The following is a 26,822-nucleotide window of genomic DNA, read 5'->3' on the forward strand; positions in this document are numbered from 1 at the left end:
ACGAACGGTCATGTCCGCTGGGCGAAACCTGATGTGTTTGGCCGTTCAGGCGACTTCTGCCCCATCGTCGGGCCAATGCGGCTCGTTGGCGCCAGGCGGTGTCAGCGGTGGCAGGCCATAGGCTGCACGGGCGTCATCACAGCTGGGATTGTGCACCCCGTGTTCCCACGAGGCCTCGAACTCACGGCAGGGGCTGGAGCGGTTCTCGTAGATGGTGCACGCCACCTGGGAGCCGATCTCGCCCTCCAGGCTGATGCAGCGGCAGGGCTTGGCATCGGTGCCGATCATGGCCACGCGGGTGGGGTTGATCTGCACGACCAGGTCGTCAGGCACGAGCCCGCCCGAAGACTGGCATTCGCCCCAGAAGAAGGACACACGAAAGTAGCCGCAGCAGGCGCCGCAGGTCAGGCAAGGGTTCTGTTCGGACATGATGGCCAGGGAGGGAAGTTGTTGTTGTCGAGCGGGCGCTCGCGGCGCCATTTTTAATCCAAGCGCGAGCGGCTGGATAGAGGGGAAATGAAAAAAACATGGCCGCCGGTCGCGGCCCTCTCGTGGCGAAGGCCAGGCCGCCGGAAAAAGCCACAAGCAGCCTGCCGTCGCAAGCCGCTTGCGGATCGACGTTTACCTGCTGCTCAGGCCATCGGCGCGGAACATCTGGCGGATACCGCGTATCGCCTGGCGGATCCGGTCCTGGTTCTCGATCAGGGCGAAGCGCACATGGTCATCGCCATAATCGCCAAACCCGATGCCCGGCGACACGCACACCTTGGCCTCAGCCAGCAGCTTCTTGGAGAACTCGAGCGAGCCGAGATGGGCGTAGGCTTCGGGGATCTTGGCCCAGACGTACATCGAGGCCTTGGGGTTCTCGACCATCCAGCCCAGTTCGTGCAGGCCCTTGACCAGCAGGTTGCGACGCTGACGGTACTGTTCCGCGATGTCGCGCACGCACTGCTGGTCGCCTTCCAGTGCAGCGATCGCCGCGACCTGCAACGGCGTGAAAGTGCCGTAGTCGTGGTAGCTCTTGATCCGTGCCAGGGCGCTGACCAGTTCGGGGTTGCCGACCATGAAGCCGATCCGCCAGCCGGCCATGTTGTAGCTCTTGGACAGGGTGAAGAACTCCACCGCGATATCCTTGGCCCCCGGCACCTGCATGATCGACGGCGCCTTCCAGCCGTCGTAGACGATGTCGGCATAGGCCAGGTCGTGCACCACCAGTACATCGTACTGCTTGGCCAGGGCCACCACGCGCTCGAAGAAATCCAGCTCCACGCACTGGGCGGTCGGGTTGGACGGGAAGCCCAGGATCATCATCTTCGGCTTGGGGATCGATTCGCGGATCGCCCGCTCCAGCTCGTTGAAGAAGTCCACCCCCGGCACCAGCGGCACGGAACGGACCTGGGCGCCGGCAATCACCGCGCCGTAGATGTGGATCGGGTAGCTGGGGTTGGGGACCAGCACCGTGTCGCCATGATCGAGGGTAGCGAGCATCAGGTGCGCCAGGCCCTCTTTCGAGCCGATGGTGACGATGGCTTCGCTGTCGGGATCGATATCGACCTCGTAGCGCTCCCTGTACCAGTTCGAAATGGCCCGGCGCAGGCGTGGAATACCGCGCGAGGTCGAATAGCCATGGGTGTCTTCGCGCTGAGCGACCTGAACCAGTTTCTCGACGATATGCGGGGGCGTGGCGCCATCGGGATTGCCCATGCTCAGGTCGATGATGTCTTCGCCACGGCGGCGGGCGGCCATCTTGAGTTCGGCAGTGATGTTGAAGACGTACGGGGGGAGACGATCGATGCGCGCAAAGCGGCGCGGCGAACCTGGGTTGGCCATGCTTTCCTCGGAATACGTAAGCGCCCGGAACCGTCCGAGCGACGTTGGCCACTGCGGTGGCCGAGGCGAAACATAGACCGATTGGCTATTGGTTGTAAAGCACCGCAACAGGCGGCTCCCACCGCAAGACGCGGCGGGAGCCGCCGGGCCTCAGCGCAGCGCCTTGTAGACGTTCAGATCGAAGCGCTGGATGCTCAATCCATCGCTGGGCTGCAGATGCTCACCACGCACCTGGCTGAACTCCATGCTCCTGGTACCACGATGCACGGTCCGCTCCTGCACCGAGCCTTCGGTCACGACGGTATAGGATTTGCTGCGCATGGCCTTGTACTTGGCGTCATCCCTGTCGATCGACTGGTGATAGCTCATCAGTTGCTTGTCACTCAGATTCACGCACTGGGCCAGTTTCACCCCCCAGCGGGTCAGGCAGACCTCAGCGAAGTGACGCACGATCAGTCCGGGCTCGGCCAGGACCTTGCCACTGCCGGCGCCATCGGCCGAAGCGTTGCCCACCAGCGTCGCGTGGCGGCCTGGCATCGGGAAGATGCTCTTGCGCGTTCCCCGTGCAACCGATGGAATCACGCAGGCAAAGCCCTTGGAACGCTCGTCGCGGGAATAGAACCCGACGTATTCCTTGACGTTCGCGCCCAAGGTCACCCGCTGCTCCTGTGCATTGCCCAGGCCAGGCACAGGATCGATGGCGAAGATGTTGACCGGGATATGGCGCAGCTCCGGGTCGGCAGCCATGGCGTTGGCCAGCATGTGGCAACTGATCCCACCGCGGCTCCAGCCGACCAGGTTGACCTGGGTCGGGATACGTGGCTTGCGGAACTGGTTGATGATCTGTTCCTGCAACTGCTGCGGGGTCGGCACGCGGTTGCCGTAGTCGTAGGAGCGCCAGAACCACGAGGCCGTGGCGCTGGCATCCGGGATGTTCACACCGGCGCGCCTGAGCCTCTGGTACTCCTCCTCGGAAAGCTTGGTGCGCGACCAGTTGCTCTTGCCCTTGATCACCTGCTGGACGTGCGCCACGTTCTCTTCCCAACCACGCCCGAACAATTGCCCTGTCCAGTTGAAGTAGCCGCCTGGTTCGACGAACAGCTGATCGTCCTGAAGGTTGCCGCTGCCCGGACCGTCGACCGCGATCCACTGGGCGAACTCACGCCCCTGGTCGTTGCCGGCCAGTGTCGAAACCAGTTCGCCATTCCAGAAGTTGGGGTTGTTCTCGTCGAAGCGGTGCGAGCCGGTACCGCAGAAATAGGCTGTGAAGACACTCATGCCATGACCCTCGGATTTGATGGAGAGGCCAAGGTAGAGGCTTCGAAGAGGTGCACACAGGCGGAAGGAGTGCCACGCAACACCTGCTGCGAAAACGAAAATGCCCCGACCAGGGCCGGGGCATTTCGTTTGATACGGAGGTTTCAGCGTGCGTAGGTCATCAGCACATCGGCAGCGGTCTGGCTGTCCACCGACATCATCACGCTCAGGGCGGTGACGGTGAGGATGGAGAAACCGAACACCTTGCGTGCCCACTTGCTGTCGTCCTCGGCCTTGTAGCCGCCCCAGGCCATGTACAGCCAGTACAGGCCCATGGCAGCAGCCACGGCCAGGTAGCCCAGCCCGGCATAACCGCCGAGTGTCAGCATCAGCGTGGCGAGCACGAAGGCCAGTACGTACAGCACGATCTGCTTCTTCGCCGCCAGGATACCGCGCGCCACCGGCAGGACCGGGATGTTGGCGGCGCTGTAGTCCTTGAAGCGGAAGATGGCGATGGCAAAGCTGTGCGGCATCTGCCACAGGCTGAACATCACCAGCAGCGTGACCGCTGCCAGGTCGAAGCTGTTGCTCACTGCGCAGTAGCCGATCACCGGAGGCATGGCACCGGACAGGCTGCCGACCAGGGTGCCGTGCACCGATTTGCGCTTGAGCCACAGGCTGTAGAAGCCGACGTAGACCACGAAGCCAATCAGCGCGCAGAACGCCGACAGCGGGTTGGCCTGGACGTACAGCAGGCTGAAACCCACCACCCCGAGCAGGGTGGCGTAGATCAGTGCGAGGGGCAGCGGCATGCCGCCCTGAACCATGACGCGGTTCTTGGTACGTTCCATCTTCTGGTCGATGTCACGGTCGATGCAGTTGTTGAACACGCAACCGGATGCCACCACCAGCGAAGTACCTACCACCACCGCCAGGAACAGGGCGAAGTCCACATGGCCCTTCGCGGCAAGGAAGAACCCGCCTGCCACGGAAAGCACGTTACCGAAAATGATCCCCGGTTTGGTGATTTGGATAAAGTGCTTCACGGACATGCAGTCTTACCTCACTTGGCCAACATTTCGTAGTGGATGCTGAACATGATCCACAGCGACAGGCCTACCAGCAGTGCGATTACCAGAGCGGTGAACAGGAACGTCGAGACAGTGGAGCGCTGCTCTTTCGAGCGGTCCATGTGCAGGAAGTACACCAGGTGCACCACGACCTGGATGACGGCCATGGCCACCACGATCAGGACGGTCAGGTTCTTCGGCAGGGTCGGGTACATCACCAGGCCGAACGGAATCGCGGTCAGGATGATCGACAGGATGAAGCCGATCATGTAGGACTTCACGCTGCCGTGGTTACCTTCGTGGTGAGTGTCGTGTGCGTTAGCCATTACAGAACCCCCAGCAGGTAGACGACGGTGAAGACGCAGATCCAGACCACGTCCAGGAAGTGCCAGAACAGGCTCAGGCAGCTCATGCGGGTCTTGGCAGTCGGCGTGATGCCGTGCTTGTTGATCTGGTACATCAGGATGGCCATCCAGATCAGACCCGAGGTCACGTGCAGACCGTGGGTACCGACCAGCGCGAAGAACGCCGACAGGAAGCCACTGCGCTGCGGGCCGTAGCCTTCAACGATCAGGTGATGGAACTCGTAGATTTCCATCGCGATGAAGCCGGCACCGAACAGGAAGGTCACTGCCAACCAGCCCAGTACGCCTGTCTTGTTGCCGGCGAACATCTTCAGCATGGCGAAGCCGAAGGTGATCGAGGACAGCAGCAGGAACGCGGTTTCGACCAGCACGAAGTCGAGCTGGAAGATGTCGTGACCCGACGGGCCGCCGGCAAAACTGCCGGACAGCACCGCGTAAGTGGCGAAGAGCGACGCAAACAGGATGCAGTCGGTCATCAGGTACAGCCAGAAACCGAAGACGGTCATCTGGCCCGAGTCGTGGTGGTGATCGTCGTGCCCATGGTCGTGACCATGAGCATCGCCGTGAATTACTTGACTGGACATTGATTACACCCGTTCAAAGGTTTCGACACGTGCGCCACCGGTAGGTACACCGGCAAGCTGCAGAGCCCGCTGGCGTTCGCCTTCGATGCGCGCCACTTCTTCGGCAGGAACCATGTAGCCCTGGTCGTCACGCGCAGCGTGGCGAACGAAGACCGCGATGGTTGCCACCAGGCTCGCGCCCACCAGCCACCAGATGTGCCAGATGAAAGCGAAGCCGAAGATGGTCAGGAACAGACCCATGAACAGACCGGTCGAGGTGTTGTTCGGCATGTGGATCGCTTCGTACTTGGCCGGCACCTTGTAGGCGACACCGGCTTCCTTGGCTTCTTGCCAGGCGTCCAGGCCGACTTTCTCGGGCATGTGGGCGAAGTTGTAGAACGGAGGTGGCGACGAAGTCGACCATTCCAGGGTACGGCCACCCCATGGATCGCCGGTGACGTCCAGGTTCTGGTTGCGGTCGCGAACCGATACGTACAGCTGGATCAGCTGGCAGGCGATACCGAACAGGATCAGCACCGCACCGACCACGGCCACGTACAGGTAGGGTTCCCACAGTGGGTTGTCGGAGTGGTTCAGACGACGGGTCATGCCCATGAAGCCCAGTGCGTACAGCGGCATGAAGGCCACGTAGAAACCGGACAGCCAGAACCAGAATGCCGCCTTGCCCCACTTCTCGTTGAGGGTGAAACCGAAGGCTTTCGGGAACCAGAAGGCGAAGCCGGCGATGTAGCCGAACACCGCGCCGCCGATGATCACGTTGTGGAAGTGGGCGATCACGAACAGGCTGTTGTGCAGAACGAAGTCAGCACCTGGAACGGCCAGCAGTACGCCGGTCATGCCACCGATGGAGAAGGTGACCATGAAGCCCAGGGTCCAGAGCATCGGCGGGGTGAAGCGCACGCGACCCTGGTACATGGTGAACAGCCAGTTGAACAGCTTCACACCGGTCGGGATGGAGATCAGCATCGTCGCCAGGCCGAAGAAGGTGTTGACGCTGGCGCCGGCACCCATGGTGAAGAAGTGGTGCAGCCAGACCGCGAAGCCCAGTACGGCGATCGCACCCGATGCATAGATCATCGCATGGTGGCCGAACAGACGCTTGCTGGAGAAGGTCGAGGTGACTTCCGAGAACACACCGAAGGCCGGCAGGATCAGGATGTAGACCTCAGGGTGACCCCATGCCCAGAACAGGTTGACGTACATCATCGGGTTCCCACCAAGCTCGTTGGTGAAGATATGGAAGTCCAGATAACGGTCAACGGTCAGCAGGGCGAGTGCGGCGGTCAGGATCGGGAAGGAAGCGACGATCAGCACGTTGGCCCAGGTGCAGGTCCAGGTGAAGATCGGCATGTCCATCAGCTTCATGCCAGGCGCGCGCATTTTCAGCACGGTGACGAGGAAGTTCACGCCTGTCAGTGTCGTACCCAGGCCTGATAGCTGTAGCGCCCAGATGTAGTAGTCGACCCCGACGCCAGGGCTGTACTCGATCCCGGAAAGTGGCGGATAGGCAACCCAACCGGTCTTGGCGAACTCGCCGACGCCCAGGGAGATGTTGACCAGCAGCACACCTGCCAGCAGCAGGTAGAAGCTCAGGGAGTTCAGGAACGGGAAGGCAACGTCACGTGCACCGATCTGCAGAGGCAGGGCCAGGTTCATCAGGCCGGTGAAGAACGGCATCGCCATGAAGATGATCATGATCACACCGTGGGCGGTGAAGATCTGGTCATAGTGTTCAGGCGGCAGGTAGCCTTCGGAGCCGCCGGTGGCGGCAGCCAGCTGGGTACGCATCATGATGGCGTCGGCGAAGCCGCGCAGCAGCATGACCATCGCGACGATGATGTACATCACCCCGATCTTCTTGTGGTCGACGGTGGTCAACCACTCGGTCCACAGGTAGGACCACTTGCGGAAATAGGTGATGGCACCAACGACGGCGAGGCCCCCGAGCGCGATCATGGCAATCGTCACCATGACTATCGGCTCGTGATAGGGTATCGCCTCCAGGCTTAATTTACCGAACATCTCTTACTCCTCTGCACCGGCAGCTGGTTGCATACTCGATTCCACACCCTTGGTAGTGGCCAGGTCTTTGCTGCCTGCTTCTTCGTGGCTCGGACGACCACGGTTCATGCCCTCGTACTTGTCGACGATGAGCTGGAACTGGTCAGGCGAAGCCTCGCTGTACAGCACGACTGGGTTGTTTTCGCTTGGTTTGGCCAAGGCGTCGTATTCGGCCTTGTCCAGCTTCTTCGGCGAAGCCTTCACTTCAGCGACCCATGCATCGAAGTCGGCTTGCGAAGTGGCGGTTGCCTTGAATTTCATACCGGTGAAGCCGGCACCGCTGTAGTTCGCGGAGATACCGTCGAACTCGCCGTTTTCGTTGGCGATCAGGTGCAGCTTGGTGGTCATGCCGGCCATCGCGTAGATCTGGCCGCCCAGCGCAGGGATGAAGAACGAGTTCATCACGGCGTCGGAGGTCACGCGGAAGTTGACCGGGGTGTTAGCCGGGAAGACGATCTTGTTGACCGTGGCAATGCCCTGCTCCGGGTAGATGAACAGCCATTTCCAGTCCAGGGCGACCACGTCGATCTGCACCGGCTTCACATCGGAATCCAGCGGACGATAAGGGTCGAGCTTGTGGGTGGAGTGGTAGGTGACGTAGCCCAGGGCGATGATGATCAGGATCGGGATGATCCACACCGCAGCTTCGATCTTGGTCGAGTGCGACCAGTCGGGGGTGTAGGTGGCAGCCTTGTTGGAAGCACGGTACTTCCAGGCGAAGACCAGGGTCATGATGATGACTGGCACCACGACCAGCAGCATCAGGCCGGTGGCGATGAGGATCAGGTTCTTTTGCTCAATGCCGACCTGGCCCTTCGGGTCGAGCAGGGTCCAGTTGCACCCACTGAGTAAAAGCATGCCTAAAAAGGGCAATATGCCAAACAGTCTGGGGTAACGCTTTTTACTCATCTCACGACCTCTAGATCAGCTTGCTTCAATGCAATGTGTTTTGTTCGCCAACACTTCGTCCTGCCAAGCGTTAGCATTTCGAGCTCGAACCCGCTCCTGCCTGGGATCCGACTGCTGGATCTGGGCGTTGAGCGACTGGACGAGCTTGGGGTTTTCTTAGGCTAAAGGCCTGTACTTCAGACCAATTCCATTTGGTGCGGGAAAACGCGGAGGGGTGTCCGCCCGGATCGCCGTTGGGCGAAACTTGTCGAAGTCAGCAAAAGGAGCGCTGGGGCTTCCTTCAATCCTGCGACTCGCAAGCAGTGCCGAACGGAAATTGGGGGCGATTGTAGATAGGTCGCCCCCCCTTGACTATGACTTATTGAGCAACAGTCTTTTACAGGATTTGTAATAATCCTGCCTGAAAAATCAACTTCGCGACAGTTTGTCGCACCCGGCTTGATAGCCTTGCAGCCCTTGCCACGCAAGGGCCGGAGGTTGACCGAGATCAGTCGGGGGGAAGATTTTGCCGGTTATCTCACCGTGCAATAGACCTGCATCAAATCGGGACTTTTGTCTAAGCCCGGCGCCGATTCCGATAGATGCCCAGCGGCACCAGGATGGCGGTGAGGACGAATGCCACCAACGCCCATTGCGCCAGCGACAGGCCCAGGATCGGCGGGTACGGCGTGGTGCAGAAACCATCGACCTGGAACGCCAGCGGCCAGACCCGCGCCAGCGGCAGGTCGTCGACGATCGGTTGCAGCACATCGATGCCGCAACTGACAGCAGGGTTGGCGAGTATATACACATGGTTGCCGGCCGCAACGATTCCGCCAATTGCACTGAGCACCACCAGCGCCTCGAAGAAGGTCAGGCTGCGTCGCCCCGGCATGGCGGCGGCGATGAACGCGAACAGCGCGATCAGCAACAAGGCGTAGCGCTGCAGGATGCACAGCGGGCAAGGCGCCTCGCCGAGTACCACCTGCATGTACAGCGCACCGCCGATCAGGGAGAGACAGATCACTCCCAGCAGCACCAGAAAGCGCCGTTCCCGATTCAGGCGCAGGGTTTGTTCGTTCATTGCCGATTCCTTCGATGGATAGTGGCCGCGTGTTCCGCCTGCCTGGGCGCAAGTCTACACGCAGGGATGAGCTTTCAGCGTGTCGAGGAAGCGGCGAAAAGCACTGCGCAGGGCTATCCGGAGATGCTGTGACCGGCATTGCCGACTTCGGTTCAACCTCGGCCGGTAAAAAAAAAGCGGCTGCCCGGGTATCGCGCAGGGACCAGCCCCTCGACACCTGGGAGTGAAGGATACAGTGATTAAAGGAGGATTAAAGATGAAAGCTGCGCGCTGGCGTTCATCCTTCCTTTATATAGGTACCGACCGGCCTGCGCGGGAGCTGCGCTGCCCGCGAGCCGGCCGGTCCGGTCAGCCGGTCACTCCAGGGCCGAGGCCGGCCCGAAGAACTCGTAGCGGCTCTGCGCATCGGGTACACCCAGGCCCTTGAGATGACGACGAATCGCCGCCATGAACCCTTTCGGCCCGAGGAAGTAGGCATCGACGTCACGCTCACGCGGCAGCCACTCGGCCAGCAGGTCCTGGCTAAGCATGCCCACCGCATGGGCGTCACGGCTGCCGTCGTCCTCGGCGTAGCAGTAGAAGCGCTGCAGTTGCGGGTGCTTCTGCGCCAACGCGTCGATCCAGTCACGGAACGCGTGCACCGCGCCATTGCGCGCGCAGTGGATGAAATGCACCGCACGCCCGGTCTGCAACGCCGCCTCGAGCATCGCCAGGGTCGGGGTGATGCCGACGCCACCGCTGATCAGCACCAGCGGCTTGTCGCTGGCGGCCAGGGTGAAATCGCCCGAGGGTGGGAACAGCGTGAGGGTGTCGCCGACCTGCAACTGGTCATGCAGGTGGTTCGAGACCTTGCCGCCGGCCTCGCGCTTGACGCTGATACGGTACTGCTGGCCATCGCACAGCGCCGAGAGCGAATAGTTGCGGCGCTGCTCGGCGCCGTCGATGAACAGTTGCAGGCCGATGTACTGCCCCGGCTCGGCCTTGAGTACCGGCTTGCCATCGACCGGCGCGAAGTAGAACGAGACGATCTCGCTGCTCTCCTGCTCACGCCGCACCACACGGAACTCGCGGCCGCCGCGCCAGCCACCGGCAGCGCTCTCCTTGGCCTTGTACAGCCCTTCTTCGGCGCCGATGAGGATATCGGCCAACTGGCCATAGGCTGCGCCCCAGGCAGCGATCACTTGCGCAGTGGCGATGTCCTTGCCCAGCACTTCCTCGATGGCGCGCAGCAGGCAGCTGCCGACGATGGGATAGTGTTCCGGCAGGATCTGCAGGGCGACGTGCTTGTTGATGATCTGGCCCACCAGGCCGCCCAGTTGCTCCAGCTGGTCGATGTGCCGGGCGTACATCAGCACGCCGTTGGCCAGGGCGCGCGGCTGGTCGCCACTGGCCTGGTGCGCCTGGTTGAACAGCGGACGCACCTGCGGGTATTCGCTGAGCATCATCTTGTAGAAATGGGTGGTCAGCGCCTCGCCACCACTTTCGAGCAGCGGGACGGTGGCCTTGATGATTGCACGTTGTTCGGCATTGAGCATTGCAGTGACTCCTGAGCCTTGGGCTTCGAATGGTTGCCCAGAGCATCGCAATTACAATGCCAACATTTAACCCCAATAAAATCAATGACTTAGAAATCTATAGAGTCAAATTGACAAACACTTGCTTCGAGTCAAATTGACAAACCGAGTCATAATGACCAAAAATTTGGCCAGCGAACTGATAACGACGCCGCCCTGGAATGCCCACATGCTCGCCAAACCGTTGCTCACCGCCCTCCTCCCCCTGGTCAGCGACCTGTCTCGCGACCTGCCCGACCGGGAACGCTATCGCCGCCTGCTGCAAGCCATGCGCAGCCTGTTGCCATGCGACGCCGCTGCGTTGCTGCGCCTGGACGGTGAATGGCTGGTGCCGCTGGCAGTCGATGGCCTGTCGACAGATACCCTGGGGCGACGCTTCAAGGTCAGCGAGCATCCGCGCTTCGAGATACTCCTGGGCCGCCCGGAACCGACGCGCTTTGCCAGCGACTCGGCGTTGCCCGACCCTTACGACGGCCTGGTCAATGCCATCGACACCGACCTGCACGTGCACGACTGCATGGGCTGCCCACTGATGGTCGATGAACGCCCCTGGGGGCTGCTGACCCTGGACGCCCTCACCCCTGGCCAGTTCCAGAGCCTTGAGCTCGATGCCTTGCAGGCCTTTGCCAGCCTGGCTGCAGCAACCGTGACCGTGGCCGAGCGCATCGAGAACCTCGCCTTGCGCGTGGAGAACGAGCAGCAGCGCGCCGAGAGCTATCGCCAGGCCACCGACCAGCACAGGGAACTGATTGGCCAAAGCCCCGTGCACACCCACCTGCTGGACGAAATCCGCCTGGTGGCAGGCAGCGATCTGACCGTACTGATCACCGGCGAGACTGGAGTCGGCAAGGAACTGGTCGCACTGGCGCTGCATCAGGCCAGCAAGCGCGCGGACAAACCCATGGTCAGCCTCAACTGCGCCGCCTTGCCTGATACGCTGGTGGAAAGCGAGCTGTTCGGTCATGTCAAAGGGGCCTTCACCGGCGCCCACGGCGAGCGGCGTGGCAAGTTCGAACTGGCCCATGGCGCAACGCTGTTTCTCGATGAAGTCGGCGAGTTGCCGCTGTCGGTGCAAGCCAAGCTGCTACGGGTGTTGCAGAGCGGTCAATTGCAGCGGCTGGGCTCGGACCACGAGCACAAGGTGGATGTACGCCTGATAGCCGCGACCAACCGGGACCTCGCCAGCGAGGTACGCAACGGCCACTTCCGGGCCGATCTTTACCACCGCCTCAGCGTCTATCCACTGCAGGTGCCACCGCTGCGTGAACGCGGACGCGACGTGCTGCTGCTGGCAGGCTTCTTCCTCGAGCAGAATCGCTCGAGACTGGGGCTCGACAGCCTGCGCCTGAGCAGTGCGGCGCAGGCAGCGTTACTGGCCTACGACTGGCCAGGCAATGTCCGCGAACTGGAACACCTCATTGGCCGTTGCGCGCTGAAGGCGCTCGGCCGACATCCTCGACGCCCGCGCATACTCACACTCGATGCCGAGGATCTGGACCTGCAGATTGCGTCCCAGGCCACAGCCTCATCGCCCCCCCTTGTGCAGATGCAAACGCCGTCAATTGCTGAAGGCGGTCTGCGCCAGGCAGTGGACGATTACCAGCGCTCACTCATCGAGAACTGCCTGCTGCGTCACGGAGACAATTGGGCTGCGGTGGCACGCGAATTGGGGATCGACCGTGCCAACCTGAGTCGGCTGGCACGTCGATTGAACGTTCGCTGAGCCAGAGGCGCGATCTGGTGAACAGCGTCAGGGCCGAAAGCGTTAACAGGAAAGGGGGCTTGCGCCCCCCAACCGTCATGCGTATGTGCCCTTTACTCCGACAGATTCACCATGATCGGAACCAGTGCGGACAAATCACTGATAGTCCCATCGCTACTGGTTACCCGATAACCGAAGAACAGCCGGGTCCGATTACCGGTCGCCAGCAGGTCAGCACGCGTGAAAGTGATCGGCGTCACGGACCCTGGATTGCCTACGGTACTTGTGGACTCCAGGTAATGCCCTGAATCCACTTGTGTCGAAGTGCCCACCCAAGGCTCGACAAGATCGTCCCGTTTCATACCACCATAAGGACTGACCGACGAGACCAACACCCCCCGTTCCAGATGTTCGTCACTGATCCCGTCACGCTGCTCCTGCGTGAATGCAATCGGTGGCAGCACGGGTGCACTCGTAGTGTTCGAGTTGCAAGCCTGCCGCGTCGGCAGACTCAACAAACCTGTGCCAAGCATCCCAGAATGAGTTTTCTGGGTGGGAAGGTCACAGGTACCTCCTGCCCGATTCATGGCAAAGCGCACGAATGCCTGTGCGGTATTACTGTTACGTCCCATATCATTGGCAAGCGAATAGTCGACCGTGGCACCGTTACGGCAAATGAAGTAGGTCCTGGCATAAGGCAGTAGCACGTCAACGTATTCCTGTGTGAGGTGCTGCTGCGTCAGAGGCACGTCCACGCCGCTGATCCGAGACTGCTCGATGGGGTCGCCCGAGGGTACACCAGCGTCGCCACTGGTCACGCCGACAAACTCGTAGCTGACACGTGGATTCTTCGCAAGATCAATGTTCGTGACGCCGTCAAGCGGGATACGGAAGAAGGTACCCCTGGTGCCTACCGCCAGGGTAATGATGTTGCGCGCGTTCGCTTCAGGGAAGCTTGCAAGACGCAATGGTCCTCCATCACCCGGCAAGGCGTCCGAAGATGAAACATTGACGGTCTGAACCTGGGACTTGACCGTTACCGGTACGGTCCCGGTTCCTGGCGCCGGCACAGGCAACTGTCGGGTGACGGTGAAGTACATCGCGATTTGTCCGACGCCCACTGCCTCGATCACATCGTCGAAGGGGATCGTCACATCGATATTGGCCCCCTCATTGCTCGCCGTCACGGTACGAGACGCGATCTCAGGATTGGAAACCGTACCCCAGTGCATTTGAATCACATCGTCTACCAGCCAGATAGGCGCCAGGTCGTTACCTTGGCGATAGGTGGTCGCAACACCATCCTTGCCGAAATCGGCGGGGGAAATCGTGTTCATCGGGCTTGTCCCAACCAGAACCGACGGCATCTTGATGTTACCGTGCTCGGGTTTATCTGGATCGGGGTCCGGATCCGGCCCGCCCGGTGTGGTGAGATTGACCGGTACGTCGGCCTCAGGTGATGGAACAGATGGGTTGTTGGCCCGGCGCATTTCATAAGACGCCTTTACGCTACCGTTACCGCCCAGAGCGACCAGGGCGAAAGGTACGTCGATCGAGGTCATCGGTTGCAGAGGATCACGGTCGATGTCTGCTTGGGTCAACCGGTAGGACGGACCTTCAGTACCTGCCCAGGATACGACGATCAGATCCCCGACGGCTGCGCCGGTGTAACGAGGAATTTCGACGGCAAGTAGTGGATTGGCATCGTTATAGGTGACCAGGCCTTTGGCTTCTGCAGCGGGAACGACCGGTGCCCCGAGATCGGGCAAGTTGATGAACACCGGGATGGCCACCAGGTTCGACATTCGGCTTATGTTGCCGGCCAGATCGGTTACCCGGTAGCCGAAGAACAGCGTGCGCGCATCGCCTGCAGCATCGAGTTGCTGACGTGTGTAGTTGGTGGGTATCTGCCTGGTCGGATCCGAGACGGGGAAAGGCGGCTGCAGGTATGTGCCAGTGGTCCGTGAGTCGCCGATCCACATCTCAATACTATCCTGGTCTTCGGCCAGATAATAAGGGGAAACGGAGATGTTGAGTTTTCCATCTGTATCCAAATGGCTGCTGGTGATGCCAGTGAGTTGTTCTGGCGTAAAATAAATAATCGGCAGTTCTTCCCCACCTGCCGCCAGGCGGTCGAAACGGACGGGGATCGCGGTCCCTCCAGCCTCGTAACTTTCCGAGTCGGTATCGAACAGGAAATAGTTCAGCGATTCGGTCACATCGGTGCCGTCAGCTGGAAACTGACTCTTACTGTAATGCATCGAGAACTTTGTGAGCGACGGGTCCGTGAGATCGTAGTCGGCAAGATCAATTGGATCCCCTCTCCAGTTGCTCTTTTCATCAAAATCATTGTTGATATACAACTGGATGGATAGTGAATCCTTGAATTCCGCCCCCCTAGGCACTTCAACCAACAGATCATTTTCCAGATGTCGAATAGGAATGATGAATTTTACGTCATCACGCACAGGAACAACGGGGGGCCCCAAGGCCTGGCGTTGACCGGACGCACGAGCACCAGATGGTTTAAAGGAAGTTCCCATTACAACCTCCGAAACATTCACCTCATCAATATCGCATCAGGCGAACTTGGAACGTCCTCCCCGATGACCTGGCTGCAACGTCAGCCACCGCTCGATACTAGTGATTTCAGAATGGGTCGTAACCTAGCATTTTTAACAGGTGCCCACGTTTGGATTTTCTCTATACATTGACGACGCAAAACCACTCTTGATCTGCCGATCAGGAGCCCGTTATTCGGGAGTATTACGCGCCATCTTTCAAAGGAGTTTCATCCAATGGGCAATGGATCCGGCTATTTCTGCACAACCTTCATGCTGGCGACCTGTGGAGTTTTATCCGGATATGTCAATGCTGCCGATCTCTCACCGGGAAGCAGCGCCACCGTGCAGGCCGGTGCACCTGCGGAACGCTGGAACCTCGATGCCGCCACCCTGACCATAGAGCCTGGTGGTCAGTCACTCGCGATCAATGCCAATCCGGGTTCGACCATTACGCTGGACGGCGCCACGGTCACAGGTAACAACCTTCGGGCGGTGGTCATGTCCGAAAGCCAAGGCACAATTCGAAACTCGACACTGACATCCAACGCCAATGTCGGACTGTCGGTGGTCAGGGGCATCGACGAGAGCATTCAGGGATCGCGCGTACGGGTGGAAAACTCCACCATAAGCGCGGCCGGTCGCGGGCTGAACGTAGCGGGAGGGAGCACGGCCACCGTCGTCGGCTCGACCATTACTGCGCAAGGCGCCGTCGGCGCTTCGATCGCAGGCAGCGGCCTTGGTGTCTCGATGGTGGGCGGGGAAGCGATCCTGATAGACACCAGTGCCACCGGCAGCAACTGGGGGGCCGGGCTGTTCTCCAATTCCCCCGGCAGCGGAACGCCTCGGCTGGTGCTGGATCATTCGACGCTCGAATCGATGACCGGAAGTGCGATCGTGGTGAGCAACCTGGGCCGCTACGCCATGCAGGCACAAATCGAGATTCTCAACGATTCAAAGCTGACTTCGGCCAATGGCAACCTGATCGAAGTCGGCTTTGCCACAGATCCCGCCGATCGTGCTGCGCAGGCGAACATCGTGATCGGGGCCAGCACGCTGTCCGGTGATATCCAGGTCGCCAGTGGCGCCGTGGCTGATCTTTCCATGAACAACGGTGCAGTGCTCGACGGCACCCTGAACAATGTGCGCAACATACTCCTGGATGCCAGCACGCTCAACGGCACGATCAACGAACCCGCAGGATCGACGTCGACGCTGGGCATGACGGGCGGCTCCACGCTGCGCGGCAACGTCAACAACATCAGCAGCCTGACCATGGACTCCAGCAACTTGAGTGGCAATGTCACCTCGCTGCCGGGAAGCACGACCGCCATCGCGCTCGCGAACGGCTCCTCCCTGACAGGATCGATCAGCCACGCCGCCAGCGTGACCCTCGACCGCAGCCGGATGGCAGGCGATATCATTCAGAATCCTGCTATGGCAGGTACCCTTGCCCTGACCAACGGTTCCCAATTGACCGGCACTGTCAGCCATGCCAGCAGTACCCACATCGAGACGCGTTCCAGGTTCGACATGGTCAATGATTCCAACGTCGGCACCTTGAGCCTGCGCGACGGCATGGTAAGCCTGCGCGGCGGCGATGCAGGCCATCGCACCCTGACCGCCAGCACCCTCGACGGCACCGGAACCTTCGTCGTGGGAGTAGATCTGGCTGAGCGCCAGAGCGACCTGGTCAATATCGAAGGCATGGCTGAAGGCAGCTTCGGCCTGGATGTCGTCAACACAGGTGTCGATCTGGCAGTTGGCGACTTCGCTCAACAGCTGGTGCATACCGGGGGCGGTGCAGCACAGTTCAGCCTGCTCAGCGTCACAGGCTTGGCCGACATCGGTACTTATTCCTACATGCTGGAAAAACAGGCGAACGACTGGTACCTGGTTCATGCATCCAAACCCGTCATCAGCCCCAGCGCCCAGGTTGCAATTGCCATGTTCAGTGCCGCACCCACGGTCTGGTACGGGGAAATGAGCACCTTGCGAAGCCGGATGGGGGAGTTGCGACAAGGCTATGATCAAGGTGGCTTCTGGGTTCGCACCTACGGCAACAAGTATCGTGTTTCGGCGGCTGACCAGGTGCGGTACGAGCAGAACCAGCAGGGTGTATCACTGGGCCTCGATACTGCACTGCCAACCGATAGCGGCAAATGGCTGGTGGGCGTGATGGCAGGCTACAGCAATTCGCAGCTCAACATGCGCCTGGGCAGCAATGGACGCGTCGACAGCTATTATGTCGGCCTGTACAGCACGTGGTTGAATGACAGCGGCTACTATCTCGACGCCGCGATCAAGGCCAACCGCTTCGACAACAAAGCCGATGTCCGCATGAGCGATGGTGCCAAGGCCGACGGTGACTACAGCAACTACGGGGTGGGGGCCACGCTGGAGGCCGGGAAACACATCGGGCTCGACGATGGCTGGTTCGTCGAGCCATACCTTCAGGCCTCGGCGTTGTGGGTTGGGGGTGAACACTACTCGCTCGACAACGGCCTGCAAGCCGACAACAACCGCGCCGACTCGTTGCTCGGCAAACTGGGCACCCACGTGGGTCGTACCATTCCCCTCAAAGGTAGCGGCTTCGTGCAGCCTTACGTCAAGCTGGCTGCCGCACGGGAATTCGCCCGAAACAACGAAATCAAGATCAACCGCACGACCTTCCATGATGATCTCTCCGGCGGCCGCGGGGAAATCGGTGCCGGCATCGTCGCCCAGTTGAGCGATGTACTGCAACTGCATGGCAATGTCGACTACAGCAATGGCAAGAATATCGAACAGCCCTGGGGGGTCAATTTCGGCGTGCAATGGGCTTGGTAAAATTTCCTCCGGTAGTGGCACCAAGCCTTCACGCAAGAAAACTTCCGCATTCACGTCAGGTAATTCCTACATGAAACCAGGTGTTATCTCGGTCAAATCACGCCCCCCTGATTTGATCGAGAACAACCATGAATCACCTGACCGCGCGAACGTTGCTCGCCTTTGGAGTAACGACAGCTGCCGCCTCCCCCCTGGCTGAACCTGTGGTCGTAGTGCCCCCCAACAGCCAGTACGTCGTAAGAGGGGATACGCCGCTCCAACGCTATGAATTGCTGAATCGATCGACACTCAATGTACTGCCGGGAGGCAGCACCGCACGAGTCTTCGCAACCGGGCAGTCCCGGGTGAACATCAATGGTGGCCAGGTGAACACAACGGGTATCACGGCCATCACCTTGCACAATAGCCACGCCCGTATCGACGGTTCCAGGATCATTGCCAGCTACGACCCGGCACAGCCGAATGCCAGTGTGTTCGCGATCAATTTGACCGGCAGCGAGCAGGCCTCTACCGCCTGCATCAGCAACAGTTTCGTCTCGGGCTACGGCCGGGGCATCAACGTCACCAGCGATGCCGTCCTCGACCTCTCCAACACACAGGTGGAAGGCCTGGCGGGTCACCCTGGCAGCGGGGCCGTGACTGGCGGAGCTGGAGTCGTGGTCGCTGGCGCAACGGCGCACGTTCGCAACGATAGCGTAGTCTCGGGCGACAACAACGGCATAGTGCTGTTCGCCAGCCGTACCGGCCCCGCCGAAATCGGCGCGAAACTGGTGCTGGACCAGTCGCGTGCCGTCGGTCGCGAGGGCAGCGCCATCAAGGTGATCAGAACCGCTGCCTCCAATGAGCGCTCCCATATCGAGATCAATAACGGCTCGCAACTCGTTGGCGGCAACGGCGTGATCCTCGAAGTGGTCGGTGATGCTCGCGCCAGCGCGGTGGTCAACAACAGCCAGCTCACTGGCGACATTCGGGTCGACAAGGACGGCACGCTGGACCTGGCCCTGGCCAACCACGCCAGCCTCACCGGCACTATCAGCAACGCAACTTCGCTTGCGCTGGACGACACCTCGGCCTGGACATTGACCGGCGACTCCGACGTCGGTCGACTGGACCTGGCCGGCGGCACGGTAAACCTGCGCGGCCCCGAAGGCAGCACGGGCTTCACCCACCTGCAACTGGGCGAGTTGACCGGCTCCGGCACCTTCATGCTGGGTGCCGACCTGAGCACCGGCCACGGCGACTTCGTCGATGTCAGTGGCCAGGCCAGCGGCGACCATCACCTGCTGGTGGAGAACACCGGTACCGATCCGAGCGCTGCCGTGGCTGCTCATCAGGTCGTGCACACCGGCGAAGGCAGTACATCGCGCTTCGACCTGATCGGTGGGCAGGTCGATTTCGGTACTTTCGCCTACGAACTGGAGCAGCGCGGGGACGACTGGTTCCTGGTCCGCAAGGGCGACACCACGACGCCGGGCACCCGCTCGGTCACCGGTCTGTTCAGTGCCGCCCCGACCGTCTGGTATGGCGAGTCGACGACCCTGCGCGGCCGCATGGGTGAGTTGCGCAACGGCCAGGACCAGGGCGGCGGCTGGTTGCGCAGCTATGGCAACAAGTACAAGGTGGCGGCCGGTGCGGGCGCAGCCTATGACCAGGTCCAGCAAGGCATCGCCTTTGGTGCGGACAGGCCGTTGTCGACAGGCAACGGTCAATGGCTGTTAGGCCTGATGGGCGGTTACAGCCGCTCGAACCTGGACCTGTCCGGCGGCACCTCGGGTCAGGTCGACAGCTTCCACATCGGCGCCTACAGCACCTGGCTGGCGGACGATGGCCTGTACATCGACGCCCTGGTCAAGGCCAACCGCTTGCAGAACAGCTCTGATGTACGCATGAGCGACGGGCGCAAGGCCAAGGGCGATTACAACAACCACGCCCTTGGCGCGACCCTCGAAGCGGGCAAGCACTTCAAGCTGGACGAAGGATGGTTCGTCGAGCCCTACACCCAGGTCTCCACCCTCTGGGTCGATGGCGCCAGCTACAGCCTGGACAACGGCATGCGCGCCAGCGCCGGCAGTGCCGGATCGTTGCTGGGCAAGATCGGCAGCCACGCCGGGCGCACCTTCGCGCTGCAGGAGGGGGGCTTCGTGCAGCCCTACGTGAAAGTCGCCGCGGCTCACGAGTTCGCCCGCAGCAACCCGGTGCGGGTCAACGGCAACAAATTCGACAACGATCTGTCCGGCAGCCGGATCGAACTGGGCACCGGCGTCTCGGCGCAACTGAACGAGGTGCTGCAGGTCCAGGCTGGCTTCGACTACATGAAGGGCAAGAACATCGAACAACCCTGGGGCCTGAACCTGGGGGTCCGTTACAACTGGTAATCGCTGAAGGGCCGCAAGGCCCTTCTTTTTGCCTAAAGCCTGGCGGACAAACGCCGATAACCCGGCATCTCTCCTTTCCAGACATATCCGAAGGTTGCCCATGGCCACGCACAATGCCCGCGCGGACTCGCTGTCCCTGCTGCTGTTCACCCTGCGCAGCGGCAAGCTGATGGCCATCAACCTGCTCAAGGTCAGCGAAATCATTCCCTGCCCGCCGCTGACCCGGCTTCCCGAGTCGCACCCGCACGTCAAGGGCGTGGCGACCCTGCGCGGCAACCCGCTGTCGGTCATCGACCTGTCGCGGGCGATCGGCGAAAGGCCATTGGCCGACCCGGACGGCGGCTGCCTGATCGTCACCGACATCAGCCGCACCCGCCAGGGCCTGCACGTGCAGGCGGTGAGCCGCATCGTCCATTGCCTGAGCACCGACATCAAGCCGCCGCCATATGGCTCGGGCAACCGCTCCTTCATCACCGGCGTGACCCGGGTCGACAACACCCTGGTGCAGGTACTGGACATCGAGAAAGTCATCCACGGCATCGCCCCGCCGGAGCCGGAAACCCAGCCGGGAGAACTCAGCGAGGAAGATGCCAGCCTGCTCGCGGCGGCCAACATCCTGGTGGTGGACGACAGCCAGGTCGCGTTGCAGCAGTCGGTGCACACCCTGCGCCACCTCGGTATCGAGTGCCACACCGCACGCAGCGCCAAGGATGCGATCAACGTGCTGCTGGAACTGCAGGGCACCGCGCAGGAAATCAACATCGTGGTCTCGGACATCGAGATGTCGGAAATGGACGGCTACGCCTTCACCCGCACCGTGCGCGAAACCCCCGACTTCCAGCACCTCTACGTGCTGCTGCACACCTCGCTGGACAGCGCCATGAGCGCGGAAAAGGCCAAGGCCGCCGGGGCCAATGCGATCCTCACCAAGTTCTCGTCGCCCGAACTCACCGATTGCCTGGTAGTCGCCGCGCGCACCGTGGGCTTCGCCGAGCGCTGATATATCTGGCGACAAAATGCCTTCACTTGATGGCGGGTAGGACTCGGGCATAATCCCTACCCTTCCGAGGTTTTATTGCCGGTATCGTCTATGACTCTTGCTCGTATCGCCCTGATCACCCTCGCCATGACCACTGGCCTGGCCCATGCCTCCAGCTCCGAAGCCTGGAACGAGTACCGCCAGCAGATGGTCAAGAGCTGCCTGGCCGCCAGCGATTTCAAGGATGCCCATGCCCTGGGCAAGCCTGCCGAATTCGATGACCGCACCGCCTACAGTGCTCTTTTGATCGAAGGTGTGTACAAGCCCAGGCACATGAACAACCAGACCGGCACCGAGCTGTGCCTGTACGACCGCGCCACCCGCCAGGCGTACGTCACCGAATGGAAGCCGGGCGCCAAGTGAACGACAGCATCCATTTCGCCTGCACCGGTTGCGGCAAGTGCTGCAGCGGCCACCACCTGCCGCTGACCCTCGCCGAATCACGCCAGTGGGCCCTGGACGGCGGCCAGATCGTGGTGCTGATCGAAGGTTTCGTCACTGACGGCCTGGGCATGCCGCCCGAACAGCGCGACCACGTGCTGCGCCGCTCGCACACCGTGCCCTGCGGCAGCAGCGAGGTTCAGGTGTCGGTGACCTTTGCCGCCTTCAACCCCGGCCGTTGCCGCAACCTCAGGGCCGACAACCTGTGTGGCGTCTACGAGACACGCCCGCTGGTGTGCCGCATCTACCCGGCCGAAATCAATCCGCACCTGCCGCTGCGCACCGAGGCCAAGGATTGCCCACCAGAAGCGTGGCAACAAGGCCCGCAACTGATCGTCGGCAATCTTGCGGTCGACCCGCACCTGACCGCATTGATCGAAGCCTCGCGCCAGGCCGACCGTGACGACATCGCCGCCAAGGTCGCCGTGTGCCAGGCACTGGGCATGACCACCAGCGCACTCAAGGGCAATGGCTTCACCGCCTGGCTCCCGGAAATGCCGGCGTTTCTCGCGGCGCTGGATCAGCTGGATAACGACTCTCAAGTGCCATGGACCGTGCATGTGCAGGATCCGGAGCTGGCCGGCGGGCTGCAGGGCCATGGGCTGCTGACGACCGGGGAAGCGCCGGTGTACTACGCCTTCATCGCGTTCTGAACTGGAATCAGCGCTGTCAGCAACGGGCAGGCTGGCAATTAGCCATCAATGATTGGAAACTGTCAGCGCTGTCAGCCAGGCGTCACGCTGCCGACCCGATCGGGGGGCTATAAGCAGGAAAAGAACAGGACCAGCCTGCAACCGAGGTGTTCTGTTCGCGGGCCAGCCCGCTCCCACGGGTACTGCAGGCGGGCTTGCCCGCGAAGAAGACAACAACGTACCCAACCCTGCCCACTGACCGGTACCAGCCCCGATGCGACGTCCCTCCCGCCCCCTCGTCTTCGCCGCCCTGGCCATCCTTGCGCTGATCGTCGTGGCCGGCTGGCTGCGCCTGCGCCAGGACGCCCCTGCGCCACGCGCACAGAACGCCGTGCCGGTGCGGGTGGTCAACGTCACCGAGCAGGATGTGCCGCGCTTCGCCAGCGCCATCGGCTCGGTGCTGTCGCTGCACAGCGTCGATGTTCGGCCACAGGTCGAAGGCATCCTGACCCGAGTGCTGGTCAAGGAGGGCCAGTGGGTCAGGGAAGGCGACCTGCTCGCCACCCTCGACGACCGTGCAATCAACGCCAGCCTCGAACAGGCCCGTGCCCTGCTTGGCCAGAGCCAGGCGCAACTGCAGGTGGCTGGCGTCGACCTCAGGCGCTACCGTCTGCTGAGCAGCGACGACGGGGTGTCGAAGCAGACCCTCGACCAGCAGCAGGCACTGGTCAACCAGTTGCAGGCCACGGTCAAGGGCAACCAGGCGGCCATCGCCAATGCCGAAGTGCAATTGTCGTATACGCAAATCCGCTCACCGGTGACCGGTCGTGTCGGCATCCGTAACGTCGACCCCGGCAACCTGGTGCGCACCAGCGACACCCAGGGCCTGTTCAGCGTCACCCAGATCGATCCGATCGCCGTCGAGTTCTCCCTGCCGCAGCACATGCTGCCGACCCTGCAGAACCTGCTCAAGGCGCCGTCGCCGGCCTTGGTCGAGGCCTACATGGATGCCGACGGTGCCCGCAGCCTGCTGGGCCAGGGCCATCTGGCCCTGATCGACAACCAGATTTCGGCCAACACCGGCACCCTGCGCATCAAGGCCGAGTTCGACAACAAGGACGGCCTGCTGTGGCCCGGCCAACTGGTGACCGTACGCCTGCGCACCGCCGTCGACACCCATGCACTGGTGGTGCCGCCACCAGTGGTGCAGCGCGGCGTCGATGGCCACTACGTCTACCGCCTCGACGGCGACAAGGTGACCAGTGTGCCGGTCAAGGTGTTGTACCAGGACAGCGAGCTGAATATCGTCGCCGGGGTCAAGGCCGGGGATCGCCTGGTGCTCGACGGTCAGTCCAGGCTCAAGCCCGGCTCGGCGGTGGTGGTCGCACCGGATCTGCCCGCCAGCCCCGAAGTGGCTGAACGCCGGAGCCAGCCATGATCACCCGCAAAGGCGTGTCTGCCTGGTGCATCGACCACCCCATCGCCACCCTGCTGCTGACTTTCGCCCTGGTGCTGCTTGGCGCCATCGCCTTCCCGCGCCTGCCCGTGGCGCCACTGCCGGAGGCCGATTTCCCGACCATCCAGGTCACTGCGCAACTACCCGGCGCCAGCCCGGAAACCATGGCCTCCTCGGTGGCCACGCCGCTTGAGGTGCAGTTCAGCGCCATCCCCGGCATGACCCAGATGACCAGCAGCAGCGCCCTGGGCTCGACCACGCTGATCCTGCAGTTCACCCTCGACAAGAACATCGACACCGCCGCCCAGGAAGTCCAGGCGGCGATCAACACCGCCACTGCGCGCCTGCCGCAGGACCTGCCGAGCCCGCCGACCTGGCGCAAGGTCAACCCCGCCGACAGCCCGGTGCTGGTGCTGACCATCAGCTCCGAGCAGATGCCCGGCAACGAACTCAGCGACTACGCCGAAACCCTGCTGGCCCGCCAGCTCAGCCAGATCGACGGGGTCGGCTTGATCAACATCACCGGCCAGCTGCGTCCCGCGATCCGCGTGCAAGCCCAGCCCGAGAAGCTCGCCGCCATTGGCCTGACCTTGGCCGACATCCGCCAGGCCATTCAGCAGACCAGCCTGAACCTGGCCAAGGGTGCGCTGTACGGCGAGCACAGCGTCTCGACCATCGCCGCCAACGACCAGCTGTTTCACCCTGAAGACTACGCCCAGCTGATCGTCAGCTACCGCAACGGCGCGCCGGTGCGCCTGCAGGATGTGGCGAAGGTGGTCGAGGGTGCCGAGAACGCCTACGTCAAGGCCTGGTCGGGGGACACACCGGGGCTGAACCTGGTGATCTTCCGCCAGCCTGGGGCCAACATCGTCGATACCGTCGATCACGTGCTCGAAGCCCTGCCCCGCCTGCAGGAAATGCTCCCGGCCTCGGTCGAGGTCTCGGTGCTCAACGACCGCACCCAGACCATCCGGGCCTCGCTGCACGAGGTGGAGCTGACCCTGATGATCGCCGTGGTACTGGTGATCGGGGTGATGGCGCTGTTCCTGCGCCAGTGGTCGGCGACGCTGGTCGTCTCCAGCGTGCTGGCGGTCTCGCTGATCGCCAGTTGCGCATTGATGTACGTGGCCGGCTTCAGCCTCAACAACCTCACCCTGGTGGCCATCGTCATCGCCGTGGGCTTCGTGGTCGATGACGCCATCGTGGTGGTGGAGAACATCCACCGGCACCTGGAAGCCGGCGACGACAGCCGCACCGCGGCGATCAAGGGCGCTGGCGAGATCGGCTTCACCGTGATCTCGATCAGCTTCTCGCTGATCGCCGCGTTCATTCCGCTGCTGTTCATGGGCGGCGTGGTCGGGCGGCTGTTCAAGGAATTCGCCCTGACCGCCACCTCGACCATCCTGATCTCGGTGGTGGTGTCGCTGACCCTGGCCCCGACCCTGTGCGCACTGTTCATGCGCAAGCCACCGCATGAACACCACGACGGCTTCGGCCAACGCCTGCTGCGCTGGTACGAGAAGGGCCTGGACCGCGCCCTCGCCCACCAGCGCCTGACCCTCGGCGTGTTCGGCCTGACCCTGGCGCTGGCCGTGGTCGGCTACATTGCCATCCCCAAGGGCTTCTTCCCGCTGCAGGATACCGGCTTCATCCTCGGCACCAGCGAGGCCGCCGCCGACGTGTCGTACCCGGCGATGATCGAGAAACACCAGGCGCTGGCGAAGATCATCGAGGCCGACCCTGCGGTGCGAGCCTTCTCCCATTCGGTCGGGGTCACCGGCAGCAACCAGACCATCGCCAACGGCCGGTTCTGGATCAGCCTCAAGCCCCGCGGCGAGCGCGATGTGTCGGCCAGCGAGCTGATCGACCGCCTGCGTCCGAAACTGGCCCAGGTGCCCGGCATCGTCCTCTACCTGCGCGCCGGCCAGGACATCAACCTGAGCTCCGGCCCGTCGCGCACCCAGTACCAGTACGTGCTCAAGAGCAACGACGGCGTGGCCCTGAACCTGTGGACCCAGCGCCTGACCGAACGCCTGCGGGAAAACCCGGCGTTGCGTGACCTGTCCAACGACCTGCAACTGGGCGCCAGCGTCACCCATATCGACATCGACCGCCAGGCCGCCGCGCGCTTCGGCCTGACCACCACCGACGTCGACCAGGCGCTGTACGATGCCTTCGGCCAGCGCCAGATCAGCGAATTCCAGACCGAGACCAACCAGTACAAGGTGATCCTCGAACTCGATACCCGTCAGCGTGGCAAGGCCGAAAGCCTGAACTACTTCTACCTGCGCTCGCCGTTGTCGGGCGAGATGGTGCCGCTGTCGGCGCTGGCGCATGTCGCACCGCCCAGCACCGGCCCGCTGTCGATCGCCCACGACGGCCTGTTCCCGGCCGCCAACCTGTCGTTCAACCTGGCCCCCGGCGTGGCGCTGGGCGATGCCGTGCGCATCCTCGAACAGACCCAGCGCGAGCTGGGCATGCCCGACTCCATCGTCGGCAGCTTCCAGGGCGCGGCGCAGGCCTTCCAGAGCTCGCTGTCGAGCCAGCCATGGCTGATCCTCGCGGCGCTGGTGGCGGTGTACATCATCCTCGGCGTGCTCTACGAGAGCTTCGTGCACCCGCTGACGATCATCTCCACCCTGCCCTCGGCCGGCCTTGGCGCGTTGATCCTGCTCTGGGCCATGGGCCAGGACTTCACCATCATGGGCCTGATCGGCATCGTGCTGCTGATCGGTATCGTCAAGAAGAACGGCATCCTGCTCATCGACTTCGCCCTCGATGCCCAGCGCACGCTGGGCATGACGCCCGAACAGGCGATCCACCAGGCGTGCCTGACGCGCTTCCGGCCGATCATCATGACCACCCTCGCCGCCCTGCTCGGTGCGGTGCCGCTGATGTTCGGCTTCGGCGCCGGCGCCGAACTGCGCCAGCCGCTGGGCATCGCGGTGGTCGGCGGGCTGCTGGTCAGCCAGGCGCTGACGCTGTTCACCACCCCCGTCATATACTTGGCCCTGGAGCGTCTGTTCCACCGCCGCAAGGCCGCCAACGCGGCTGCGACCGCCAGCTGAGAAAAG

Annotated in this window: 19 protein-coding genes; 8 read left to right on the forward strand and 11 right to left on the reverse strand. The window is 62.2% G+C overall.

Annotation, left to right across the window (positions count from 1 at the left end; translation table 11 throughout):
- Nucleotides 1-45 precede the first annotated feature (45 nt).
- From AC1TXO_RS22410 to hmpA, 10 genes are all read right to left on the reverse strand, one after another.
- Nucleotides 46-429, reverse strand: coding sequence for a YkgJ family cysteine cluster protein (locus tag AC1TXO_RS22410; protein WP_486403760.1), 384 nt, complete (start codon nucleotides 427-429; stop codon nucleotides 46-48).
- Nucleotides 430-621: 192 nt separating this feature from the next.
- Complete coding sequence (gene alaC, locus AC1TXO_RS22415; protein WP_486403761.1) at nucleotides 622-1,830, reverse strand: alanine transaminase; 1,209 nt, start codon at nucleotides 1,828-1,830, stop codon at nucleotides 622-624.
- 150 nt (nucleotides 1,831-1,980) lie between these two features.
- Nucleotides 1,981-3,108 (reverse strand): hypothetical protein, encoded by a 1,128-nt coding sequence (locus tag AC1TXO_RS22420; protein WP_486403762.1) that lies wholly within the window; start codon nucleotides 3,106-3,108, stop codon nucleotides 1,981-1,983.
- 143 nt (nucleotides 3,109-3,251) lie between these two features.
- A complete protein-coding gene (gene cyoE, locus AC1TXO_RS22425) occupies nucleotides 3,252-4,139 on the reverse strand; it encodes a heme o synthase (protein WP_486403763.1) in 888 nt (295 codons plus the stop codon).
- 11 nt (nucleotides 4,140-4,150) lie between these two features.
- Nucleotides 4,151-4,483 (reverse strand): cytochrome o ubiquinol oxidase subunit IV, encoded by a 333-nt coding sequence (gene cyoD, locus AC1TXO_RS22430; protein WP_054892515.1) that lies wholly within the window; start codon nucleotides 4,481-4,483, stop codon nucleotides 4,151-4,153.
- The gene (locus AC1TXO_RS22435) at nucleotides 4,483-5,106 is read right to left on the reverse strand and encodes a cytochrome o ubiquinol oxidase subunit III (RefSeq protein WP_486403764.1); all 624 of its coding nucleotides are present in this window, start codon (nucleotides 5,104-5,106) and stop codon (nucleotides 4,483-4,485) included. Before AC1TXO_RS22435 ends, cyoD begins: the two co-directional genes overlap by 1 nt.
- Before the next feature lie 3 nt (nucleotides 5,107-5,109).
- Nucleotides 5,110-7,128, reverse strand: coding sequence for a cytochrome o ubiquinol oxidase subunit I (cyoB, locus tag AC1TXO_RS22440; protein WP_486403765.1), 2,019 nt, complete (start codon nucleotides 7,126-7,128; stop codon nucleotides 5,110-5,112).
- A gap of 3 nt (nucleotides 7,129-7,131) precedes the next feature.
- Complete coding sequence (cyoA, locus tag AC1TXO_RS22445; RefSeq protein ID WP_486403766.1) at nucleotides 7,132-8,076, reverse strand: ubiquinol oxidase subunit II; 945 nt, start codon at nucleotides 8,074-8,076, stop codon at nucleotides 7,132-7,134.
- Between the two features lie 556 nt (nucleotides 8,077-8,632).
- Complete coding sequence (locus AC1TXO_RS22450) at nucleotides 8,633-9,139, reverse strand: disulfide bond formation protein B (protein WP_486403767.1); 507 nt, start codon at nucleotides 9,137-9,139, stop codon at nucleotides 8,633-8,635.
- Nucleotides 9,140-9,495: 356 nt separating this feature from the next.
- Nucleotides 9,496-10,674, reverse strand: a complete 1,179-nt coding sequence (gene hmpA, locus AC1TXO_RS22455; RefSeq protein ID WP_486403768.1) for an NO-inducible flavohemoprotein — start codon at nucleotides 10,672-10,674, stop codon at nucleotides 9,496-9,498.
- 208 nt (nucleotides 10,675-10,882) lie between these two features.
- Between hmpA and norR the strand changes: the two genes are divergently transcribed.
- A complete protein-coding gene (gene norR, locus AC1TXO_RS22460; RefSeq protein ID WP_486406888.1) occupies nucleotides 10,883-12,436 on the forward strand; it encodes a nitric oxide reductase transcriptional regulator NorR in 1,554 nt (517 codons plus the stop codon).
- 92 nt (nucleotides 12,437-12,528) lie between these two features.
- On the opposite strand, the gene AC1TXO_RS22465 is transcribed toward norR, so the two are convergent.
- The gene (locus tag AC1TXO_RS22465) at nucleotides 12,529-14,958 is read right to left on the reverse strand and encodes a hypothetical protein (RefSeq protein WP_486403769.1); all 2,430 of its coding nucleotides are present in this window, start codon (nucleotides 14,956-14,958) and stop codon (nucleotides 12,529-12,531) included.
- Between the two features lie 255 nt (nucleotides 14,959-15,213).
- On the opposite strand from AC1TXO_RS22465, the gene AC1TXO_RS22470 reads away from it, so the two are divergent.
- From AC1TXO_RS22470 to AC1TXO_RS22500, 7 genes are all read left to right on the forward strand, one after another.
- Nucleotides 15,214-17,805: an autotransporter outer membrane beta-barrel domain-containing protein gene (locus AC1TXO_RS22470; protein ID WP_486403770.1), complete on the forward strand. Its 2,592-nt coding sequence runs from the start codon at nucleotides 15,214-15,216 to the stop codon at nucleotides 17,803-17,805.
- A gap of 365 nt (nucleotides 17,806-18,170) precedes the next feature.
- Nucleotides 18,171-20,180, forward strand: coding sequence for an autotransporter outer membrane beta-barrel domain-containing protein (locus AC1TXO_RS22475; RefSeq protein ID WP_486403771.1), 2,010 nt, complete (start codon nucleotides 18,171-18,173; stop codon nucleotides 20,178-20,180).
- Nucleotides 20,181-20,280: 100 nt separating this feature from the next.
- Nucleotides 20,281-21,180 (forward strand): chemotaxis protein, encoded by a 900-nt coding sequence (locus AC1TXO_RS22480; RefSeq protein ID WP_486403772.1) that lies wholly within the window; start codon nucleotides 20,281-20,283, stop codon nucleotides 21,178-21,180.
- 90 nt (nucleotides 21,181-21,270) lie between these two features.
- Entirely contained in the window at nucleotides 21,271-21,582 is a 312-nt protein-coding gene (locus AC1TXO_RS22485; RefSeq protein ID WP_486403773.1) for a hypothetical protein, read from the forward strand.
- Nucleotides 21,579-22,313, forward strand: coding sequence for a YkgJ family cysteine cluster protein (locus AC1TXO_RS22490; RefSeq protein ID WP_486403774.1), 735 nt, complete (start codon nucleotides 21,579-21,581; stop codon nucleotides 22,311-22,313). The genes AC1TXO_RS22485 and AC1TXO_RS22490 overlap by 4 nt, the downstream gene beginning before the upstream one ends.
- Before the next feature lie 253 nt (nucleotides 22,314-22,566).
- Nucleotides 22,567-23,730 carry an efflux RND transporter periplasmic adaptor subunit gene (locus AC1TXO_RS22495; protein ID WP_486403775.1) on the forward strand — a complete coding sequence of 388 codons (1,164 nt, stop codon included), beginning with the start codon at nucleotides 22,567-22,569 and terminating at the stop codon, nucleotides 23,728-23,730.
- Nucleotides 23,727-26,816, forward strand: coding sequence for a multidrug efflux RND transporter permease subunit (locus AC1TXO_RS22500; RefSeq protein ID WP_486403776.1), 3,090 nt, complete (start codon nucleotides 23,727-23,729; stop codon nucleotides 26,814-26,816). The genes AC1TXO_RS22495 and AC1TXO_RS22500 overlap by 4 nt, the downstream gene beginning before the upstream one ends.
- The last annotated feature ends 6 nt before the right edge of the window (nucleotides 26,817-26,822 follow it).

Source organism: Pseudomonas sp. FA117 (assembly GCF_057370475.1).